This window comes from Streptomyces sp. NPDC001381, from assembly GCF_042895685.1.
Lineage (GTDB): Bacteria > Actinomycetota > Actinomycetes > Streptomycetales > Streptomycetaceae > Streptomyces.
Genome location: NZ_JBIAWO010000004.1, coordinates 20014 through 35971 on the forward strand (window position 1 = coordinate 20014; position 15958 = coordinate 35971).

At 71.6% G+C, this 15958-nt stretch carries 15 protein-coding genes, 5 tRNA genes and 1 riboswitch; of the genes, 9 read left to right on the forward strand and 11 right to left on the reverse strand.

Features of this window, described 5'->3' with window-relative positions:
• Nucleotides 1-96: 96 nt before the first annotated feature.
• Nucleotides 97-1515, forward strand: a complete 1419-nt coding sequence (locus ACFY2L_RS18630; protein ID WP_390822837.1) for a PrsW family intramembrane metalloprotease — start codon at nucleotides 97-99, stop codon at nucleotides 1513-1515.
• 18 nt (nucleotides 1516-1533) lie between these two features.
• Here ACFY2L_RS18630 and ACFY2L_RS18635 read toward each other — a convergent pair whose 3' ends face one another.
• The 4 genes from ACFY2L_RS18635 to ACFY2L_RS18650 all read right to left on the reverse strand — a co-directional run bounded on the left by ACFY2L_RS18635 (nucleotide 1534) and on the right by ACFY2L_RS18650 (nucleotide 5343).
• Nucleotides 1534-2478, reverse strand: a complete 945-nt coding sequence (locus ACFY2L_RS18635) for an aldo/keto reductase (protein ID WP_390822838.1) — start codon at nucleotides 2476-2478, stop codon at nucleotides 1534-1536.
• Between the two features lie 145 nt (nucleotides 2479-2623).
• Nucleotides 2624-3658: a M23 family metallopeptidase gene (locus ACFY2L_RS18640; RefSeq protein ID WP_390662321.1), complete on the reverse strand. Its 1035-nt coding sequence runs from the start codon at nucleotides 3656-3658 to the stop codon at nucleotides 2624-2626.
• Nucleotides 3659-3665: 7 nt separating this feature from the next.
• Nucleotides 3666-3833: riboswitch (cyclic di-AMP (ydaO/yuaA leader) on the reverse strand.
• 246 nt (nucleotides 3834-4079) lie between these two features.
• Nucleotides 4080-4153: transfer RNA gene (locus ACFY2L_RS18645), tRNA-Met, on the reverse strand.
• Nucleotides 4154-4215: 62 nt separating this feature from the next.
• Entirely contained in the window at nucleotides 4216-5343 is a 1128-nt protein-coding gene (locus tag ACFY2L_RS18650; protein WP_390662320.1) for a dihydrofolate reductase family protein, read from the reverse strand.
• Between the two features lie 79 nt (nucleotides 5344-5422).
• Here ACFY2L_RS18650 and ACFY2L_RS18655 point away from each other — a divergent pair, with 79 nt between their 5' ends.
• Both ACFY2L_RS18655 and ribA read left to right on the forward strand, forming a co-directional pair.
• Nucleotides 5423-5944, forward strand: coding sequence for a MarR family winged helix-turn-helix transcriptional regulator (locus tag ACFY2L_RS18655; protein ID WP_390662319.1), 522 nt, complete (start codon nucleotides 5423-5425; stop codon nucleotides 5942-5944).
• Nucleotides 5945-6075: 131 nt separating this feature from the next.
• Nucleotides 6076-6702: a GTP cyclohydrolase II gene (gene ribA, locus ACFY2L_RS18660; RefSeq protein WP_390822839.1), complete on the forward strand. Its 627-nt coding sequence runs from the start codon at nucleotides 6076-6078 to the stop codon at nucleotides 6700-6702.
• Nucleotides 6703-6738: 36 nt separating this feature from the next.
• On the opposite strand, the gene ACFY2L_RS18665 is transcribed toward ribA, so the two are convergent.
• The 7 genes from ACFY2L_RS18665 to ACFY2L_RS18695 form a co-directional block, all read right to left on the reverse strand.
• Nucleotides 6739-6951: a hypothetical protein gene (locus ACFY2L_RS18665; protein WP_390822840.1), complete on the reverse strand. Its 213-nt coding sequence runs from the start codon at nucleotides 6949-6951 to the stop codon at nucleotides 6739-6741.
• Between the two features lie 19 nt (nucleotides 6952-6970).
• Nucleotides 6971-7177, reverse strand: a complete 207-nt coding sequence (locus ACFY2L_RS18670; protein ID WP_390822841.1) for a hypothetical protein — start codon at nucleotides 7175-7177, stop codon at nucleotides 6971-6973.
• Between the two features lie 224 nt (nucleotides 7178-7401).
• Nucleotides 7402-7474: transfer RNA gene (locus ACFY2L_RS18675), tRNA-Lys, on the reverse strand.
• A gap of 116 nt (nucleotides 7475-7590) precedes the next feature.
• On the reverse strand, nucleotides 7591-9114 hold the full coding sequence (locus ACFY2L_RS18680) for an amino acid permease (RefSeq protein ID WP_390662313.1): 1524 nt from the start codon (nucleotides 9112-9114) through the stop codon (nucleotides 7591-7593).
• A 419-nt stretch (nucleotides 9115-9533) separates the two neighbouring features.
• The gene (locus tag ACFY2L_RS18685; protein WP_390822842.1) at nucleotides 9534-11483 is read right to left on the reverse strand and encodes a DEAD/DEAH box helicase; all 1950 of its coding nucleotides are present in this window, start codon (nucleotides 11481-11483) and stop codon (nucleotides 9534-9536) included.
• Nucleotides 11484-11870: 387 nt separating this feature from the next.
• A complete protein-coding gene (locus ACFY2L_RS18690) occupies nucleotides 11871-12422 on the reverse strand; it encodes a hypothetical protein (protein WP_390662311.1) in 552 nt (183 codons plus the stop codon).
• A gap of 85 nt (nucleotides 12423-12507) precedes the next feature.
• A complete protein-coding gene (locus ACFY2L_RS18695; protein ID WP_003999986.1) occupies nucleotides 12508-12858 on the reverse strand; it encodes a metallopeptidase family protein in 351 nt (116 codons plus the stop codon).
• An 83-nt stretch (nucleotides 12859-12941) separates the two neighbouring features.
• Between ACFY2L_RS18695 and ACFY2L_RS18700 the strand changes: the two genes are divergently transcribed.
• The 6 genes from ACFY2L_RS18700 (at nucleotide 12942) to ACFY2L_RS18725 (ending at nucleotide 15896) form a co-directional block, all read left to right on the forward strand.
• Entirely contained in the window at nucleotides 12942-14510 is a 1569-nt protein-coding gene (locus ACFY2L_RS18700) for a metallophosphoesterase (RefSeq protein WP_390822843.1), read from the forward strand.
• Between the two features lie 80 nt (nucleotides 14511-14590).
• Nucleotides 14591-14663 (forward strand) — tRNA-Glu (locus ACFY2L_RS18705).
• 38 nt (nucleotides 14664-14701) lie between these two features.
• Nucleotides 14702-14776, forward strand: a tRNA-Asp gene (locus ACFY2L_RS18710).
• A gap of 24 nt (nucleotides 14777-14800) precedes the next feature.
• Nucleotides 14801-14874, forward strand: a tRNA-Phe gene (locus ACFY2L_RS18715).
• Nucleotides 14875-15035: 161 nt separating this feature from the next.
• Nucleotides 15036-15470, forward strand: coding sequence for a hypothetical protein (locus ACFY2L_RS18720; protein WP_390822844.1), 435 nt, complete (start codon nucleotides 15036-15038; stop codon nucleotides 15468-15470).
• A 108-nt stretch (nucleotides 15471-15578) separates the two neighbouring features.
• Nucleotides 15579-15896: a hypothetical protein gene (locus tag ACFY2L_RS18725; protein ID WP_390662305.1), complete on the forward strand. Its 318-nt coding sequence runs from the start codon at nucleotides 15579-15581 to the stop codon at nucleotides 15894-15896.
• Nucleotides 15897-15958 lie beyond the last annotated feature (62 nt).

A 15958-nucleotide genomic window follows, 5' to 3' on the forward strand; every position in this document is an offset into this window, starting at 1 on the left:
CCTCCGGATCGCCGGCCGTCCCCCACCGACCCGTCCCCCCACCCCCGCGCACACCGCCCGTCCACCACAGTCCCCTCCCTCGTTAGGGTCGATGCCGTGGCCATCAGTCCCCCGTTTCCGCCGTACCCACCGCACCCGGGCGGCCCAGCCGAGGGCGCCGGACTCCGGCACGCGCACTGGTGGCAGCGGAGAGGCGTGCGCTACGGGGCGCTCAGTACCCTGCTCGCCCTGTCGGGCCTGGTGATCCTGGCGCTGGTGCGGGAGCAGACCGGCACCGAGGGGTTCCTGGTCGGGCTGGGGCTCGCGGTGCTGCCGGTACCGCTGCTCATCGCCGCCTTCCGATGGCTGGACCGGGTCGAACCGGGCCCCTGGCGGAACCTGGTCTTCGCCTTCGCCTGGGGTGCGTGCGCGGCCGCGCTGATCGCGATCGTCGCCAACAGCTTCGCCACCCGGTGGATAGCCACGGCGACCGCCGACCCGTCCAGCGCGGACACCCTCGGGGCGACGGTCATAGCGCCCGTCGTCGAGGAGTCCGCGAAAGCCGCCGCGATCCTGCTCGTCTTCCTCTTCCGCAGGCGGGACTTCACCGGGATGGTCGACGGGGTGGTCATAGCCGGTGTCACCGCGACCGGCTTCGCGTTCACCGAGAACATCCTCTATCTCGGCACCGCGTTCGGCACCGACCAGCTCACCGGTGACAGCGGCATCGCCTCGGTCACCGCCGCGACCTTCTTCGTGCGCGTCATCATGTCGCCGTTCGCGCACCCCCTGTTCACCGTGCTGACCGGCCTCGGCTTCGGCTTCGCCGCGCTCTCCGGCGACCGGCAGCACGTACGCCGTGTCCTGCTCCCGCTGTGCGGGCTGCTGCTCGCGATGGGCATGCACGCCCTGTGGAACGGCTCCTCGACCTTCGGCGAGCTCGGCTTCTTCGCGGTGTACGCGGCCATCATGGTGCCCGCGTTCGGGCTGCTGACCTGGCTGGTGATATGGACCCGCCAGCGGGAACTGCGCACGGTCCGCGAGGAGCTGCCCGCCTACACGGCCGCCGGCTGGCTCACCCCGGCCGAGCCGTACGCGCTCGGCTCGATGCGGGCGCGCCGGCTGGCCCGCGAGTACGCCAGGCGGCATCTGGGCCGGCCGGCCGCGCGGGCGGTGGCGGAGTACGAGGCCTACGCGACCTCCCTGGCGTTCTTGCGGCACCGGGGGCGCAGCGGGCGGGCCGACGCCGACTTCGTCGTACGGGAGCGGGAACTGCTGAACGAGCTGTGGCGGCGCAAGGACGTCGCCCGGCCCGCCCTGGACCACGCGGCCCGGATGACGGCCCCTCCCGTACGGGTGCTGATGCCTCCGGCTCCCTGGCCGGTCCACGGGGGCCACGGATACGGGCAGGGCTTCGGACAGGGCTACGGCCCGGGTCACGTCCCCGGGTACGTCCATCCGTCGGGGCAGGCGTACGGGTACGGCTACGGGTATCCCGCGGGGCCGTACCCCGCCGCCAACCCCTATCAGCGCTAGGGGAGAGCGGGCCGGGGATCAGGCCGAGGCCCGGGTCAGTGCCCCGGTCTCCTCCTCCGTCAGCTCCAGTCCGGCCACCGCCAGCAGCGCCGGCAGCTGCTCGGCCGTCCGCGCGGACGCGATCGGTGCGGCCACCGTCGGCTGGGCGGCCAGCCAGGCCAGCGCGACCGTGGCGACCTCGGCGCCCCGGGCCCCGGCGATCTCGTCGAGGGCGGCGAGGACCCGCCGGCCCCGCTCGGAGTCGAGGTGCCGGGCGGCGCCCGCGGACCGCCGGCTCTCCACGGTCGTACCGGGCCGGTACTTGCCGGTGAGGAAGCCGGAGGCGAGGGCGAAGTAGGGGACGGCGGCGAGGCCGGAGCGGGCGGCGAGGTCCTGGAGGGCGCCCTCGTAGGTGTCGCGGGAGACCAGGTTGTAGTGCGGCTGGAGGGCGACGTACCGGGCGAGGCCCTCGCGGTCGGAGAACTCCAGCGACTCCTGGAGCCGCTCGGGCGTGATGTTGGAGGCGGCGATGTGCCGCACCTTGCCCGCCTTCACCAGTTCGTCGAGCGCGCCGATGATCTCCTCGACCGGCACCTCGGGCTTGTCGAAGTGGGTGTAGTAGAGGTCGATGTGATCGGTGCCGAGGCGGCGCAGGGAGGCGTCGGCGGCGGCCTTGATGTTCGCGGCGGTCAGGCCGGGGAACTCGGGGTGCTGGCTGACCTTGGTGGCGACGACGACGTCGTCACGGTTGCCGCGGGACTTCAGCCAGTTGCCGATGATCGTCTCGGACTCGCCTCCGCTGTTGCCCTCGGCCCACGACGAGTAGGAGTCGGCGGTGTCGACGAAGTTGCCGCCGGCGGCCGTGTAGGCGTCGAGGACGGCGAAGGACGCCGCCTCGTCGGCGGTCCAGCCGAAGACGTTGCCGCCGAGGGAGAGAGGGAAGACCTCGAGGTCGGAGGAGCCGAGCTTGCGCAGAGAAGTCATGTTCTACGTCAACGCCGGGCTCGGAGCGGGCCATTCCGGCTTCGTGCGAACACCGTGTGGACGCCGGCCGCTCCGCGGGCCCGCCGCACGGTCCGGCGGGCCGGCCACGAGTCCGGACGCCCGCCTCAGGGTCCGTAGGGCCGGCTCAGGGGTTGAGGCCCTTGCTGCGCAGCCAGGCCATCGGGTCGACGCCGTCAGCGCTGCCGTTCGAGTGGACCTCCAGGTGGAGGTGGGCACCGGTCACGTTGCCGGTGGCACCCACGCGGCCGATCACGTCACCGGTGGCGACCTTCTGGCCGACGCTGACGCTGATCGACGACTGGTGGCAGAACCACAGCTCGGTGCCGTCGTCCAGGGTGAGGATGGTGCGGTAGCCGTAGGCGCCGGCCCAGCCCGCCTCGGTGATGGTGCCGCTGTGGACGGCCTTGATGAGCGTGCCGGTGGGAGCGGCGAAGTCCAGGCCGGTGTGGTAGCCGGAGGACCAGAGGGAGCCGGCCTGACCGAAGGTCGAGGTGATGGTGTACGAGGAGGTCGGCAGCGTGTACTGCTTGGCCAGCTCGGCCAGGCGCGCGGCCTCGGCCTTCTCCTTGGCGGCCTCCTCGGCCTTCTCCTTCGCGGCGGCGGCGTCGGCCTCCGCCTCCTTCTCGGCCTTGGCGACGGCGGCCGCCTCCGCCTTGGCCGCGGCGGCCTCGGCGACGGCCTGGGCCTTGGAGGCGACCTGGGTCTGCTGCGACTCGGCCTGCGCCATGATCCGGCTGCGCAGCGCCTCGCCGGCGTCGGCGGCGGTCCGGCTGCTGTCGGTGGCGGTCTCGGAGCCGAAGCTCGCGAGCGCCGGGGCGGCGTCCTCGGCGGAGTCGTCGTCGGAGATGAGCGAGCCCACGCCGGGCAGGTCCGGCATGGAGATGGAGACCGGGGCCTTGCCGGTGTTGGCGCTGGCCATGCCACCGGCGCTGACGGCGGCGATGACGCCGACGCCGAGAACCGTGGAGCTGCGGGCGAACCCGCCGCCGCGCTGCTTGGCGACCCGGTGCTTGCCCCGGACCGGGCGAATGGACTCCGCGGTGGGGTTCCACTCCTCCCAGGGGCCCTCGTCGGTGCGGTAGCTGCCGTAGCCGTAGGTCTCGGCGGACCGCTGGCTCGGCACGAACGGGGCTTCTGGGGCAGGCCGGTTGGACGCCACGCGGGCGCACTCCTTTCCTTCCGTCGCCTACCGGGTTAGCTGACGGGTTCGGAGCGGGAAGGTCTCCTACGCGCGTATACCGTTCGTGACTCTGCGAGTTCACGGCGGCTTCCGCGTGATTCACCCCAAGGTGGTGGTTCCCCGGTTCCCTTGCGGGATTCGGCGCGTGCGCACGGAGCCGCCTCTTGTGACGGCTGGGACGACCGCGCTGCGTTATCGAACGTTAATAGACCCGGGGGCGGGTTTCCAAGCTCTTCGGCTTGATCAACTACATTTCTGGCCTGGACCTTTCCGGCCATGACCGTTGAAAAACGGGCGAGTTGACCGGAAAGCACAGCGAACGCACAGCCATCGACCGGGAGATCCGGGAAACACGCCGAGGGCCGGAACCCTGAAAAGGATTCCGGCCCTCGGCCTTCAGTAGCGGGGACAGGATTTGAACCTGCGACCTCTGGGTTATGAGCCCAGCGAGCTACCGAGCTGCTCCACCCCGCGTCGGTATGACACCAGTGTACGTCATCTACGGAGCTGATTGTTCCTGGCCGGTGCGACCCCCGTCACACCAGGTGCCGGTTGGGCTCCTTCGCCCGCTCGGCGTACTCCGGGAGGACGACGACGTCGGTCCCCTCGGCGCCCAGGAGGCCGATGCCGTCGGCGGCCGTCACGAAGGTGTCCGGCTCCTGCCAGGCGGTGACCACCCGGCGCACGCCCGCGTCCAGGATGAGACGGGCGCAGGGCAGCGGGCGGGAGGAGCGGTGGGCGCAGGGCTCCAGGCTGCTGTAGACGGTGGCCGTGGCCAGACGGGGGTCGGCGGGGTCGAGTTTCGCGAGGGCGGCCTCCTCGGCGTGGACGACCGGGTCGCCGGCCTCACGGGAGTGGCCGCGCGCCAGTTCCGTCCCGTCGGCGGCGACGATCACCGCGCCGACGCTGAACGCGGTCCGCGAGGGCGGGCACAGGGCGGCGAGTTCGCAGGCGAGGGCCAGCCAGCGGCGGTCCGCGGCGGAGGGGAGCCGGCCGGTGCCGGGGGCGGTGGGCTCGTAGCGCATCAGCACCACGTCCTCGATCCGCCGGGTCTCGGCCAGGCGCAGCCGGCCGCCCTGGTAGGCGCCCGGGCCGAAGAGCCGGGGCGCCTCCGGGTCGCCCACGAACAGCGGGGCGAGGACGAGCTGGAGTTCGTCGGCGAGGCCCTGCTGGAGGAGCTGGGTGTGGACGGTGCCGCCGCCCTCGACCATGAGCCGCTGCACGCCGCGCTCGTCGTGGAGGTGCTGGAGGAGCCGGCGCCAGTCGAGCTCGGGGCCGAGCGGGACGACGTCCGCGGCGATGCCGAGCGCCCGGGCCCGCTCGGCGCCCTTCTCCGTCGTGTAGACGACCTTGTCGCCGCCGGTGTGCCAGAAGTTCGCCGCCGGGTCGAGGTCGCCGGAGCCGCTGACGGTGACCTTGAGGGGGTACGGCGGCCGGCCCGCCGCGACGCGGGCCGCGCGGCGGTCGGCGGAGTTCACCAGCAGGCGCGGGTTGTCGGCGCGGATGGTGCCGGCGCCGACGAGGATCGCGTCGACGGAGGCCCGTACCTCGTCGACGCGGTCGAAGTCGGCGGGGCTGGAGAGGAGCAGGCGCTCGGGGGTGGTGTCGTCCAGGTAGCCGTCGAGGGAGACGGCGGCGGACAGCAGGACGTACGGGTGGGGCATCGGCGCGGTCTCCCCGGCTCGGTCGACTCGGTGGACGGCAGGTCTTGGTTCAAGTTTGAAACAAACCTACACTGGCTGCATGACGACCCGCTGGCTCACCCCCGAGGAGCAGCGCGCCTGGCGCGCGTACGTGGCCGGATACCTCCTCCTGGAGGACGCGATCGACCGGCAGCTCCAGCAGGACGCCGGCATGCCCCACCTGTACTACTCCATCCTCGCCAATCTGTCCGAGACACCGGAAGGGCGGCTGCGGATGACGGACCTCGCCGAGCGGCTGAAGATCACCCGCAGCCGGCTGACGTACGCGGTGACCCGGCTGGAGAAGGACGGGATGCTGCGGCGCGAGGAGTGCCGCTGGGACAAGCGCGGCAGCATCGCGGTCCTGACGGAGGAGGGCATGGCGGTGCTGGAGAACGTCGCGCCCGGCCATGTCGACACGGTCCGCGCCGCGCTCTTCGACCGGCTCACGCCCGAGCAGGTGGGCCAGCTGGAGGAGATCTTCACGCAGGTGGTGCGGGGCTTCACGGGGAACGGCGAGGAGACGGCGCCCGAGGAACTGCCGTGGCGGCGGCGGTCGTCGCCCTGTTCCGGGAGCTCGTGAGTCACACCGCGAAACGGTTGCTTCAAATTTAAAGCAAGGGTAGGGTCTCGACTCGCTGGATCTGTTTCAAATCTGAAGCAGGTACCGGCAGTGCTCCGACGCTCACCGTTCACCGGACCCGGGAGACCCGCATGCCCGACACCCCCGCCGCCACCCAGCGCGCCCGCGTCCGGGTACCGCTTCGCTTCCACGACGGCTACTCCGTCGACGCCGAGCTCGTCACCTTCCACGGCCTGGCCGACGGGCAGGAACACGTCGCCGTCGTCCTCGGCGAACCGGGACCCGTCCCACTGGTCCGGCTGCACTCCGAGTGCCTCACCGGTGACGTCTTCGGCTCCGCCCGCTGCGACTGCGGCCCGCAGCTGCGTGAGGCGGTCGAGCGCATCGCCGAGACGGGCGGCGTCCTGCTCTACCTCCGTCAGGAGGGGCGCGGCATCGGCCTCTACAACAAGCTCGACGCGTACGCCCTGCAGGACCAGGGCCTGGACACCTACGAGGCGAACGCCGCCCTCGGACTGCCGGAGGACGGCCGCGACTACACCGCCGCCGCCCAGATGCTGAGCGCCCTGGGCGTCACCAGCCTGGACCTGCTGTCCAACAACCCCGACAAGGCGGACCAGTTGCGGGCGCTCGGCATCGACGTCCACGACCGCGTCCCGACGGGCGTCTTCACCACCCCGCACAACGTCCGCTACCTGCGTGCGAAGGTCCTGCAGACCCAGCACACCCTGCCGCTGGCCCAGCTCAGCGCCGGCTGAGCGGGGCCCGGCGGCCGGCCGACGCGCCTGATGCCGTCACTGCAGTTCACCCGCCCTCTTCCACGGCAAGTCGTAAAGATCCAGCGTGCTCTCGGCCTTGGGGTCGTGGCGCTGTGGCGTCAGAGGGATGTCGGGTTTTCGCTTTCCGTCTTTCGTCCCGGAGTCTTCCGCGTCCTTCGACCGCTGCTTCCGGCGGAGGCGGAGCAACAGGTCGTCCGAATCGTTGAGCTGCTGGATTCCGTTGCTCACCAGCCGCAAGCCGTGCTGATCACCCCGCGACCTCACTGGTCTCGTCCTTCGTCCTGTCGGGGTAGATCAGCCGCACGCTCCCGCCGATCGCCAGGAAGCAGCCCAGCAGGAGGGCGAAGCGCACGAACCTGACAGCACCCTCCCACTCGGCCGCGGGCCCGAAGACCAACCAGAACGCGAGAGCCATCCCCGCGGCCAACACCACCACGCCAGCCAACCGACGCACCCCCGTGCTCCATTCTTTTACGATCTTCGACCGGCCGTTCGCTCTACGCACCGGCACCATCGGACAGGGCGGGACCGGAGACGGCCGGCAAGGCGCCGCGGCCGCTCCGCGGGCCATGGGCACATCCCGCGCAAGGCCCCGCACACGAAGCGGCGCCCGGGCCGACCGAAGCCGACCCGGGCGCCGCGTAGCAGGTCAGAGGGCATTTCCTCCCCCGCCACCGGTAGGCCCTGTGGGACTCGAACCCACAACCAATGGATTAAAAGTCCACTGCTCTGCCAATTGAGCTAAGGGCCCAGGCGATGTTGCCTCCTTGAGCATAGCCGGACCTGGCCGCGTCTCCGATCGGGTATCGGTGACGCGGCCGCGCCGGTGTGCGCACAGCGGTGAAGATCGGTCATCCGGGCCACGGGTTACCGCGTCTTCCCCGCCCTCGCCACCTCCCGGGCCACGGTCCTCTCGTGGTCGGGGTTGAGGAACCACTTCCGTGCGGAGGCCAGCCACCACACCCCGGCGAAGCCGAGGACGACGAGGACGGCGACCGGGGCGTAGTTGAAGGTCTCCCAGGTGACCGGGGAGACCTGGGGCAGCATGAACAGCACCGTGATCACCGCGACCCACGCCACCGACACCACGCCGATCGCCCCCGACCAGCGGCCCAGGTGCCACGGGCCCCGGGCGAAGGCGTCGCCCTTGCGGACCCGCAGCAGCGTCGGGATGACGTAGGCGATGTAGAGGCCGATCACGGCGATGGAGGTCACCGCCGCGTAGGCCGTGACGTTGATCAGATACGGCAGGCCGAGGACCAGCGCGCCGCCCGCCGCCAGCCAGACCGCCGCCACGGGGGTCCGGGTGCGCGGGCTGACGGTGTGCCAGACGTGGGACCAGGGCAGCGCGCCGTCCCGCGAGAAGGCGTAGATCATACGGCTGTTGGCCGTCACCGACGCCATGCCGCAGAAGAGCTGGGCGCCGATCACCACCAGCAGCAGGAGCTTGCCGGCGGTCGCCCCCAGGGCGTCCAGGAGGATCTGGGCGGGCGGGGCGCCGGTCGGCGAGTCGAGGGCGCCGTCGTAGGACTGGATGGCGAAGGTGAAGCCGAGCAGCAGCACGAAGCCGGCGATCCAGGAGGTCCAGATCGAGCGGACGATGCCCTTCGGGCCCGCCGTCGAGGCGTCGTGCGTCTCCTCCGTCATATGGGCGGAGGCGTCGTAGCCGGTGAAGGTGTACTGGGCCATCAGGAGGCCGAGCAGCACCACGTAGACGCCACTGCCCCAGCCCGTGTTGTTGACGAACTCACCGAAGACGAAGGACGCGGACCGGTGGTGGTCCGGTACGAAGGCCAGGGCGCCGACGATCAACGCCACTCCCAGCACGTGCCACCACACGCTCACGCTGTTCAGCAGCGCGACGATCCGCACGCCGAAGGTGTTGAGCAGGCCGTGCAGGACGAGGATCGCCCCGAACAGCAGCACGGTCCGGCCGGGCGTCACCTCGAAGCCGAACTGCAGGTTCAGGTACGCGCCCAGGAAGGACGCCGCGCCGAAGTCGATGCCCGCGGTCACCGCGACCTGGCCCAGCACGTTGAACCAGCCCGTGAACCAGGCCCACGCGGCGGCCGAACGGGGCGGTGCGAGGCGGTGGGCCCAGAAGTACAGGCCCGCGGACGTGGGGTACGCCGAACAGATCTCGGCCATCGACAGGCCGACGAAGAGGGTCATCAGGCCCACGGCCACCCAGCCCCAGGTGATCACCGCGGGGCCGCCGGTGTTCATCCCGAAGAGATAGAGGGTCAGACAGCCGGACAGGACCGAGATGATCGTGAAGGAGACCGCGTAGTTGGAGAACGCCGACATGCGGCGGGCGAGAACCTGCGTGTAACCGAGCTGGGCCAGCCGCTCTTCGTCCGACAGCCCACTCGCGATGGCGTCATCTGTCATGCCCCCAGCAATTCCCTCACCAAGGGCGTGACACACGTCACAACTTGGCCGAAAATCGCGGCCGGTCGCCGCCAGAAGATCCCCTTGTGGCCCTGCCAGCCGGTGGAGATCTTCACTCGGCCGCCGAAGGAGCCCGCGCCGTTGCCGGGCAGCCGGGCGCCCTGCCCTGGATGCCACCAGCCGACGTACTCGCGGCTCAGGACGGGCAGGCACCCTCCTGCGGTACCGCAGGAGCAGCGACCGGGAGTCGCCCTCGCTCACCGACTGGAGAGACGCTCCTTCCGGCCGGCCGGTCACCCATGCGCATGCCCTGCGGGCGTCCGGCGAGGCTGTCAGCGCACGAAAAAGGGCCCGTACGACAGGAGTCGTACGGGCCCTTCGTTCACCGGCCGAGGCCGGCCGGTGTCTCAGACGTACCGTCAGCCGTTGCGCTTCCAGCGCGGCTTGTCGTCGCGGCGGCCGAAGGAGCCGGTGCCGCGGTGGTCGTCACGACGGCCGTTCGGGCGGTCGTGACCGGCGGAGCGGAAGCCCGGGCGGTCGTCGCGGCGGTCACGGTTGAACGGGCGGTCGCTGCCACGGTGGCCGGGACGCTCGTCGCGGCGGAAGCCGCCCCGGTCGTCACGGCGCTCGAAGCCACGGTTGTCGCGGTCACGGTCACGGTTGAAACCACCGCGGTCGTCACGACGCTCGAACGAACGGCCACCACGGTCGTCACGACGCTCGAACGAACGCCCACCACGGTCGTCACGACGCTCGAACCCACGGTTGTCACGACGCTCGTACGACGACGTGCGCTCCTCGCGCGCGCCCCGGTCGACGTCCCGCGCGGCCGGCTGCTCCGGGACGGAGGCCTCGACCGCCGCCTGGACCTCGGCCTCGGCCTGCTCCTGCGCCTCGGCCACCGCGGCCTCGGGGTCCTCGCCGCGCTCGCGGGCGACCCGGGCGACCAGCCGGTCCGCCTCCTCGCGCAGCTCGGTCGCGCGGCGCTGCGCCCGCTCCAGCTGCTTGGTGAGGTGGGCGACCTCGCGCTCGGCCTGCTGGGCGGCGTTGCCCGCGGACTCCGCCTGGACCTCGGTCATCGAGCGGGCGCCGGTGATCTCGGCGACCTCCGGGTCGAAGGCGGCACCGCCCTGGATGATGTGGCGCGCGGCGTCGACGCCCGCGTCCTCCATCAGCCGGAAGATCTGGCGGCGCTGGTGCGGCAGCGACAGGGAGACGACCGTGCCGGTACGGCCCGCGCGCGCCGTACGGCCGGCCCGGTGCAGGTAGTCCTTGTGGTCGCCGGCCGGGTCCACGTTCAGGACCAGGTCGATGCCGTCGACGTGGATGCCGCGCGCGGCGACGTCGGTGGCGACGAGGACGTTGACGTAGCCGTCCTTGAAGTCGGCCAGGGTGCGCGTACGGGCGCCCTGGGTCATGCCGCCGTGCAGCGCGTCCGCCTTCACGCCCGCCTCGCGCAGCTGCTCGGCGACGCGGTCGGCGCCCAGCTGGGTGCGGACGAAGATGATGGTGCGGCCCTTGCGGGAGGCGATCGCGGCGGTGACCGGCGCCTTGTCCTTGGGCTTCACGATCAGGATGTGGTGCGACATGGTCGTCACGGCACCCTGGGCGGCGTCGACCTCGTGGCTGACCGGGTTGTTCAGGTAGCGGTCGACGAGGGTCTTGATCTCGTTCTCCATGGTCGCGGAGAAGAGCATGCGCTGGCCGCCGGCCGGCACCTGGTCGAGCAGCTCCGTCACCTCGGGCAGGAAGCCCAGGTCGGACATCTGGTCGGCCTCGTCGAGGACGGCGATCTGCACGTCCTCCAGGGAGCAGGCGCCCCGGTTGATGATGTCGCGCAGCCGGCCCGGGGTGGCGACGAGGATGTCGACGCCGCGCTCCAGGGCGTAGATCTGGTTGCCCATCGACGTACCGCCGCAGACGACCTTCATCTTCAGGCCGACGACGTCGCCGTAGGGCTGCAGGGCGTCCGCGACCTGCATCGCGAGCTCACGGGTCGGGGTGAGGATGACCGCGCGGGGCTTCTTCTTCTCGGTGCGGCCGCCGGCCAGCGTGGCCAGGGTCGGCAGACCGAAGGAGAGGGTCTTGCCGGAGCCGGTGCGGCCTCGGCCGAGGATGTCCTTGCCGGCCAGGGCGTCCGGGATGGTCGCGGCCTGGATCGGGAAGGGGACCGTCACACCGTTCTGCGCGAGCTTGCGCACGACGCCCTCGGGCAGACCCAGGTCGCCGAAGGTGAGGTCGGGGGTCTCGTCGGACTCGACGATCTCGTCGACCTCGACGGCCCCGATGATCTCGTCGGTGACCGCGTCGATGTCGCCGGCCTCGATGTTCTCGGGCAGGACGGCGTGATCAGTACTGGAAATGGACATGCGTAAGCGAAACCTTCCGGAGTCTCGTCGGCACGCGCCCGTCAACTCCGTGTTCGCATTACGACCGCCTCAATGCGGTCCGCCACGGCAAGGGAGAGTACGCGCCACACGGCGCGCTCTGCGGTGGCGCCGGGCAAATGGGATCAAACGATCTGCCACCATACGCACCCTGCCCCACCGAAGGCAAATCAGGTGCCCGGCATCCCCGCGAGACGCTCGTCACGCCCCTCGGCCCGGCCCCGGCAGAGCCACCCCGGCCACACCCCCCGGGAGAGCCGCCGGCCGCCCTCCCCGCTCCGGAACGCGCCGCCCCGGCCGCCCCCGCCGGACCGGTCCTCACACCGCCCCGGCCACACCCCCGGCACCCGCCTCCCGCCGGACCGGCCCTCACACCGGTGACCCCGCCTGCGGGGCCGGTTCCCGCTGCGCCAGTTGGGGGCCCGTCCCGCCGCCGCTCTCCTCGTGCGCGGACGACGACGGCTCGGCGACCGTCGGCTCGGGTGTGGGCGACGGCGGCTCCGGCGACGGCGCGGGCGGCTCCGGGTCGGGGTCCGGCGAGTGGGCAGGCGGCGTCGGCTGCGCCTTGGGCGGGTTCGGCGGCCCCGGCTTCTCGCCGCTCTTCCCCGGCTTCACGGGCCCCGCCGACGCCGACCCGCTCGCGCCCGCCGAGGGCGAGGCCGACGGGGACACCGAGGCACTCGCCCGGCCCTTCCCCTTGCCCTTCCCGTGCCCGTGCTTGCCGTCCGCGCCCGCGCCGCCCATGTAGCCGCCGCCCACACCCGCAGGCCCCCCGGCCGTCCCCTCACCGCCGTGGTGCCCCGCCGAGTGCGACGGCCTGGCCCGGCCGTCCGCGTCATCCCCCACGCTCATACAGCCGGCGGCCGCGGCGACGGCCAGGACGGTGGCGGCCAGGCGAACGGGTACGTACTTGGGGCGCACGGGGCCACCTCCGGGGCAGGCGCAATGAGTCGACCTGCCCAACTCCCAGCGCCCGCAGGAGGACACGCGCCCCCTGCGCGAAGGCTCAGCCGTAGCCGAGCGCGTGCAGCCTGGCGTCGTCGATGCCGAAGTGGTGCGCGATCTCGTGCACGACCGTCACCTCGGTCTCCTCGACGACCTCCTCCCGCGTCTCGCACATCCGCAGCGTCGGCCCCCGGTAGATCGTGATCCGGTCCGGCAGCACCCCCGCGTACCACTCACCGCGATCCGTCAGCGGAGTCCCCTCGTACAGCCCGAGCAGCTCGGGATCGTCCGCCGGTGGCTCGTCCTCGACGAACACCGCGACGTTGTCCATCAGCCGCGTCAATTCCGGCGGAATCCGGTCCAGCGCCTCGGCGACCAGTTCCTCGAACTCCTCGCGCGTCATCTCCAGCACAGGCCCATTGTCGGGTACACCACCGCCTCGGGGAGAGCGGGAACGTCCGCATACCCGCACGCACACCCGGGCATACGGCACCAATGGCCCGCGTCCGCGTCCCCCGTACGCCCCCCGCCACCGCCCTCGACCTCTCGCCCCGCCCCCACCCCTGGTCCCGCGCCCTCGGCCTCACCGCCGTCGTCCTCCTCGGCGCCTGGCTGGGCCTGCTGGTCGTAGGGAACGTCCGGGCGCCGGTCGGGCCCATGAACACGACCATGACCCTGCGCCCCTCCCTCACCGGCGGCACCAAGATCAACGTCTCCCCGCTCGGCGCCCTCACCCTCGACAGCCACACCGCGCCGGTCCGCCTCGACGTGAACGTCGACCAACTCGACCCGGCCCGCTCCCAGGCCCTCGTCGACCACCCGGAACGCCTCTCCGGCCTCCAGGACGAGGTCGCCCACGACGTCCAGCACGGCACCCTCGACCTCGCCGTACGCTCCTGCGTCGCCGTCGTCTCCGGCGCCACCGCCCTCGGCCTCGCCGTCTACCGCCGCCCCCGCCGCGCCCTCGCCGCCGGCGGCCTCGCCCTCGGCCTCCTCGCCGCCTCCGGCGCCACCGCGTACGCCACCTGGAACCCCAAGTCGGTCCTCGAACCCCGCTTCTCCGGGCTGCTCTCCTCCGCGCCCTCCCTCGTCGGCAACGCCCGCAGCATCGTCACCGAGTTCGACGTCTACCAGCAGGAACTGGCCCGGCTGGTGACCAACGTGACCAAGCTCTACGACGTCACCTCGACGCTCCCGGCCTACCAGCCCGACCCCAGCACGGTCCGCGTCCTGCACGTCTCCGACATCCACCTCAACCCCGCGAGCTGGAAGATCATCGCCTCGCTCGTCGAGCAGTACAAGGTGAACGTGATCGTCGACTCCGGCGACACCATGGACCACGGCACCTCCGCCGAGAACGGCTTCCTCGACCCCGTCGCCGACCTGGGAGCGCCGTACGTCTGGGTCCGCGGCAACCACGACTCCCGTGTCACCCAGGGCTATCTGGAGGGCATCAAGAACGTGCACGTCCTCGACGACGGCCGGGCGGAGACCATCGCCGGCCTGCGCTTCGCCGGCATGGGCGATCCCCAGTTCACCCCGGACCGCTCCTCCGTCCCGGGCGCCGGGGCGTCCCAGGAGGCGGCGGGCGACCGGCTGGCGGAGGCGCTGCGCGCCCAGACGACCGCCGGCACCCCCGTCGACGTGGCCGTCGTCCACGAACCCTCCGCCGCCCGCCGCACGGACGGCACGGTCCCGCTCGTCCTCTCCGGCCACCTCCACCACGAGGAGATGGTGGTGATGAAGAACGGCACCCGGCTGCGCGTGGAGGGCTCGACGGGCGGCAGCGGCCTGCGCGCCGTCGAGGGCGAGTACCCCGACCCGATCGAGGCGTCGATCCTCTACTTCGACCGCGACAGCAAGCGGCTACAGGCCTGGGACGAGATCGAACTGGGCGGCCTGGGCCTGACCACGGCGGAGGTCAGCCGCCACCTCCCCAAGGAGAACCAGCCCGGAGCCGCCCCCACCCCGTCCACCCCCGCCCCGACTCCGCCGTCCTCCTCCACCCCGTCGCCCCCGACCCGGACCCCCGCCTCTCCCGCCCCGTCCACCCCCTCCCCGTAAACCGTTTTGGCGATCCCTCCCGCCATCCCATATGCTTCTCACGTCCCCGACGCGCTGAGAAGCGCCCAGGCGGGCCGATAGCCCTCATCGTCTAGCGGCCTAGGACGCCGCCCTTTCAAGGCGGTAGCACGGGTTCGAATCCCGTTGGGGGCACGCAACACCGTGTGCGACACTGTCGTACACAACAGCTTGGTCCTGTGGAGCAGTTTGGAGTGCTCGCCACCCTGTCAAGGTGGAGGCCGCGGGTTCAAATCCCGTCAGGACCGCTGAGGTTTCACGTGAAACCTCGTGGCTGGGTAGCTCAGTTGGTACGAGCGTCCGCCTGAAAAGCGGAAGGTCGCCGGTTCGACCCCGGCCCCAGCCACAACGCTGAACAGCGAAAAGACCCCCGTCGGGATTCCGGCGGGGGTCTTTCGCCGGTATAGGCTCGGCCGACCTCGCTCCACCGGCCTCACGGGTGCGGTGCGGCCGTCCTCGAGGGGAGAACACGCCATCGCCGAAGGCACCGCTGGGCGGCAGTTCGAAGTGGGCGATGTCGTGAGAGTCGGCTGCCCGCCCGCGCCGACCCGAGTCGTTCGTGCGACCCGGTTCGAAGTCTCGGTCGAGTGGCCGTGGGCACGGATCGATCCCGGTTCCGAGCATCGGTGGGACGGCCGAAGGGCGATCCCACGCTCCGAGCGCGCCGGGGAGTGGAGCGGACTCTTTCGCACCACTCCTGACGCGCAGCATCTGGAGGCCGGCAGCACCTGCCTGGTGGGCATCCCCGAGATGCTGGTACGGATCATCGACATCGGTCACTACGACCCACCGATCGACGTGGGGTGGCTGCCGCGGCCTCACACCATGTTGGTCGTGCTGCCGGTCGGCCGTCCGCGCCATCCGCTCGCGGAGGAAGAAGCCGACACCATCGATCTCCCGTCGGCGGCTCCCCTGGACATCGAGCTGATGCCACGGGGCTGACGGCAGTCCGGCCGTGGGATCGTCGGCGGGGTTTCGCGTCCTGCTTGGCAGAGGGTTTGGCGCGGCGCTAGGTTCTGGCTGATCGTCGTAGGGGATGCGGGGGCGGGGATGAGCCGGGGCGGGGCCAGGGCTGTGTCGGATGACGCGTTGGAGAGGGACCGGGCCCGGTACGGGCTGCTGGCCGTGGTGGTGAGCAATCTGGCGATCGCCGCGGTGGCGGTCTTCGGGGTCTGGCGGCTCGACGGCGACACATCCGTGATCGTGGGTGTGCTGACCGCGGCCTTCACCGCCGTCAGCAGCATGACCACCGCCTACCTGGGCATCAAGGCCGTCTCCAACACCGCCAAGTCCATAGCCCTCGGCGAACCCCGGACCCGGCATGCGACGGAGACCCCCGACGCACCGCCCGCCCAGCGCACGCCCTGACCCGCGCCCCGCCCAGGGAGCAAAAGGGTTCGCCACGAATTTGGCCGGGATGAGATCCTGGA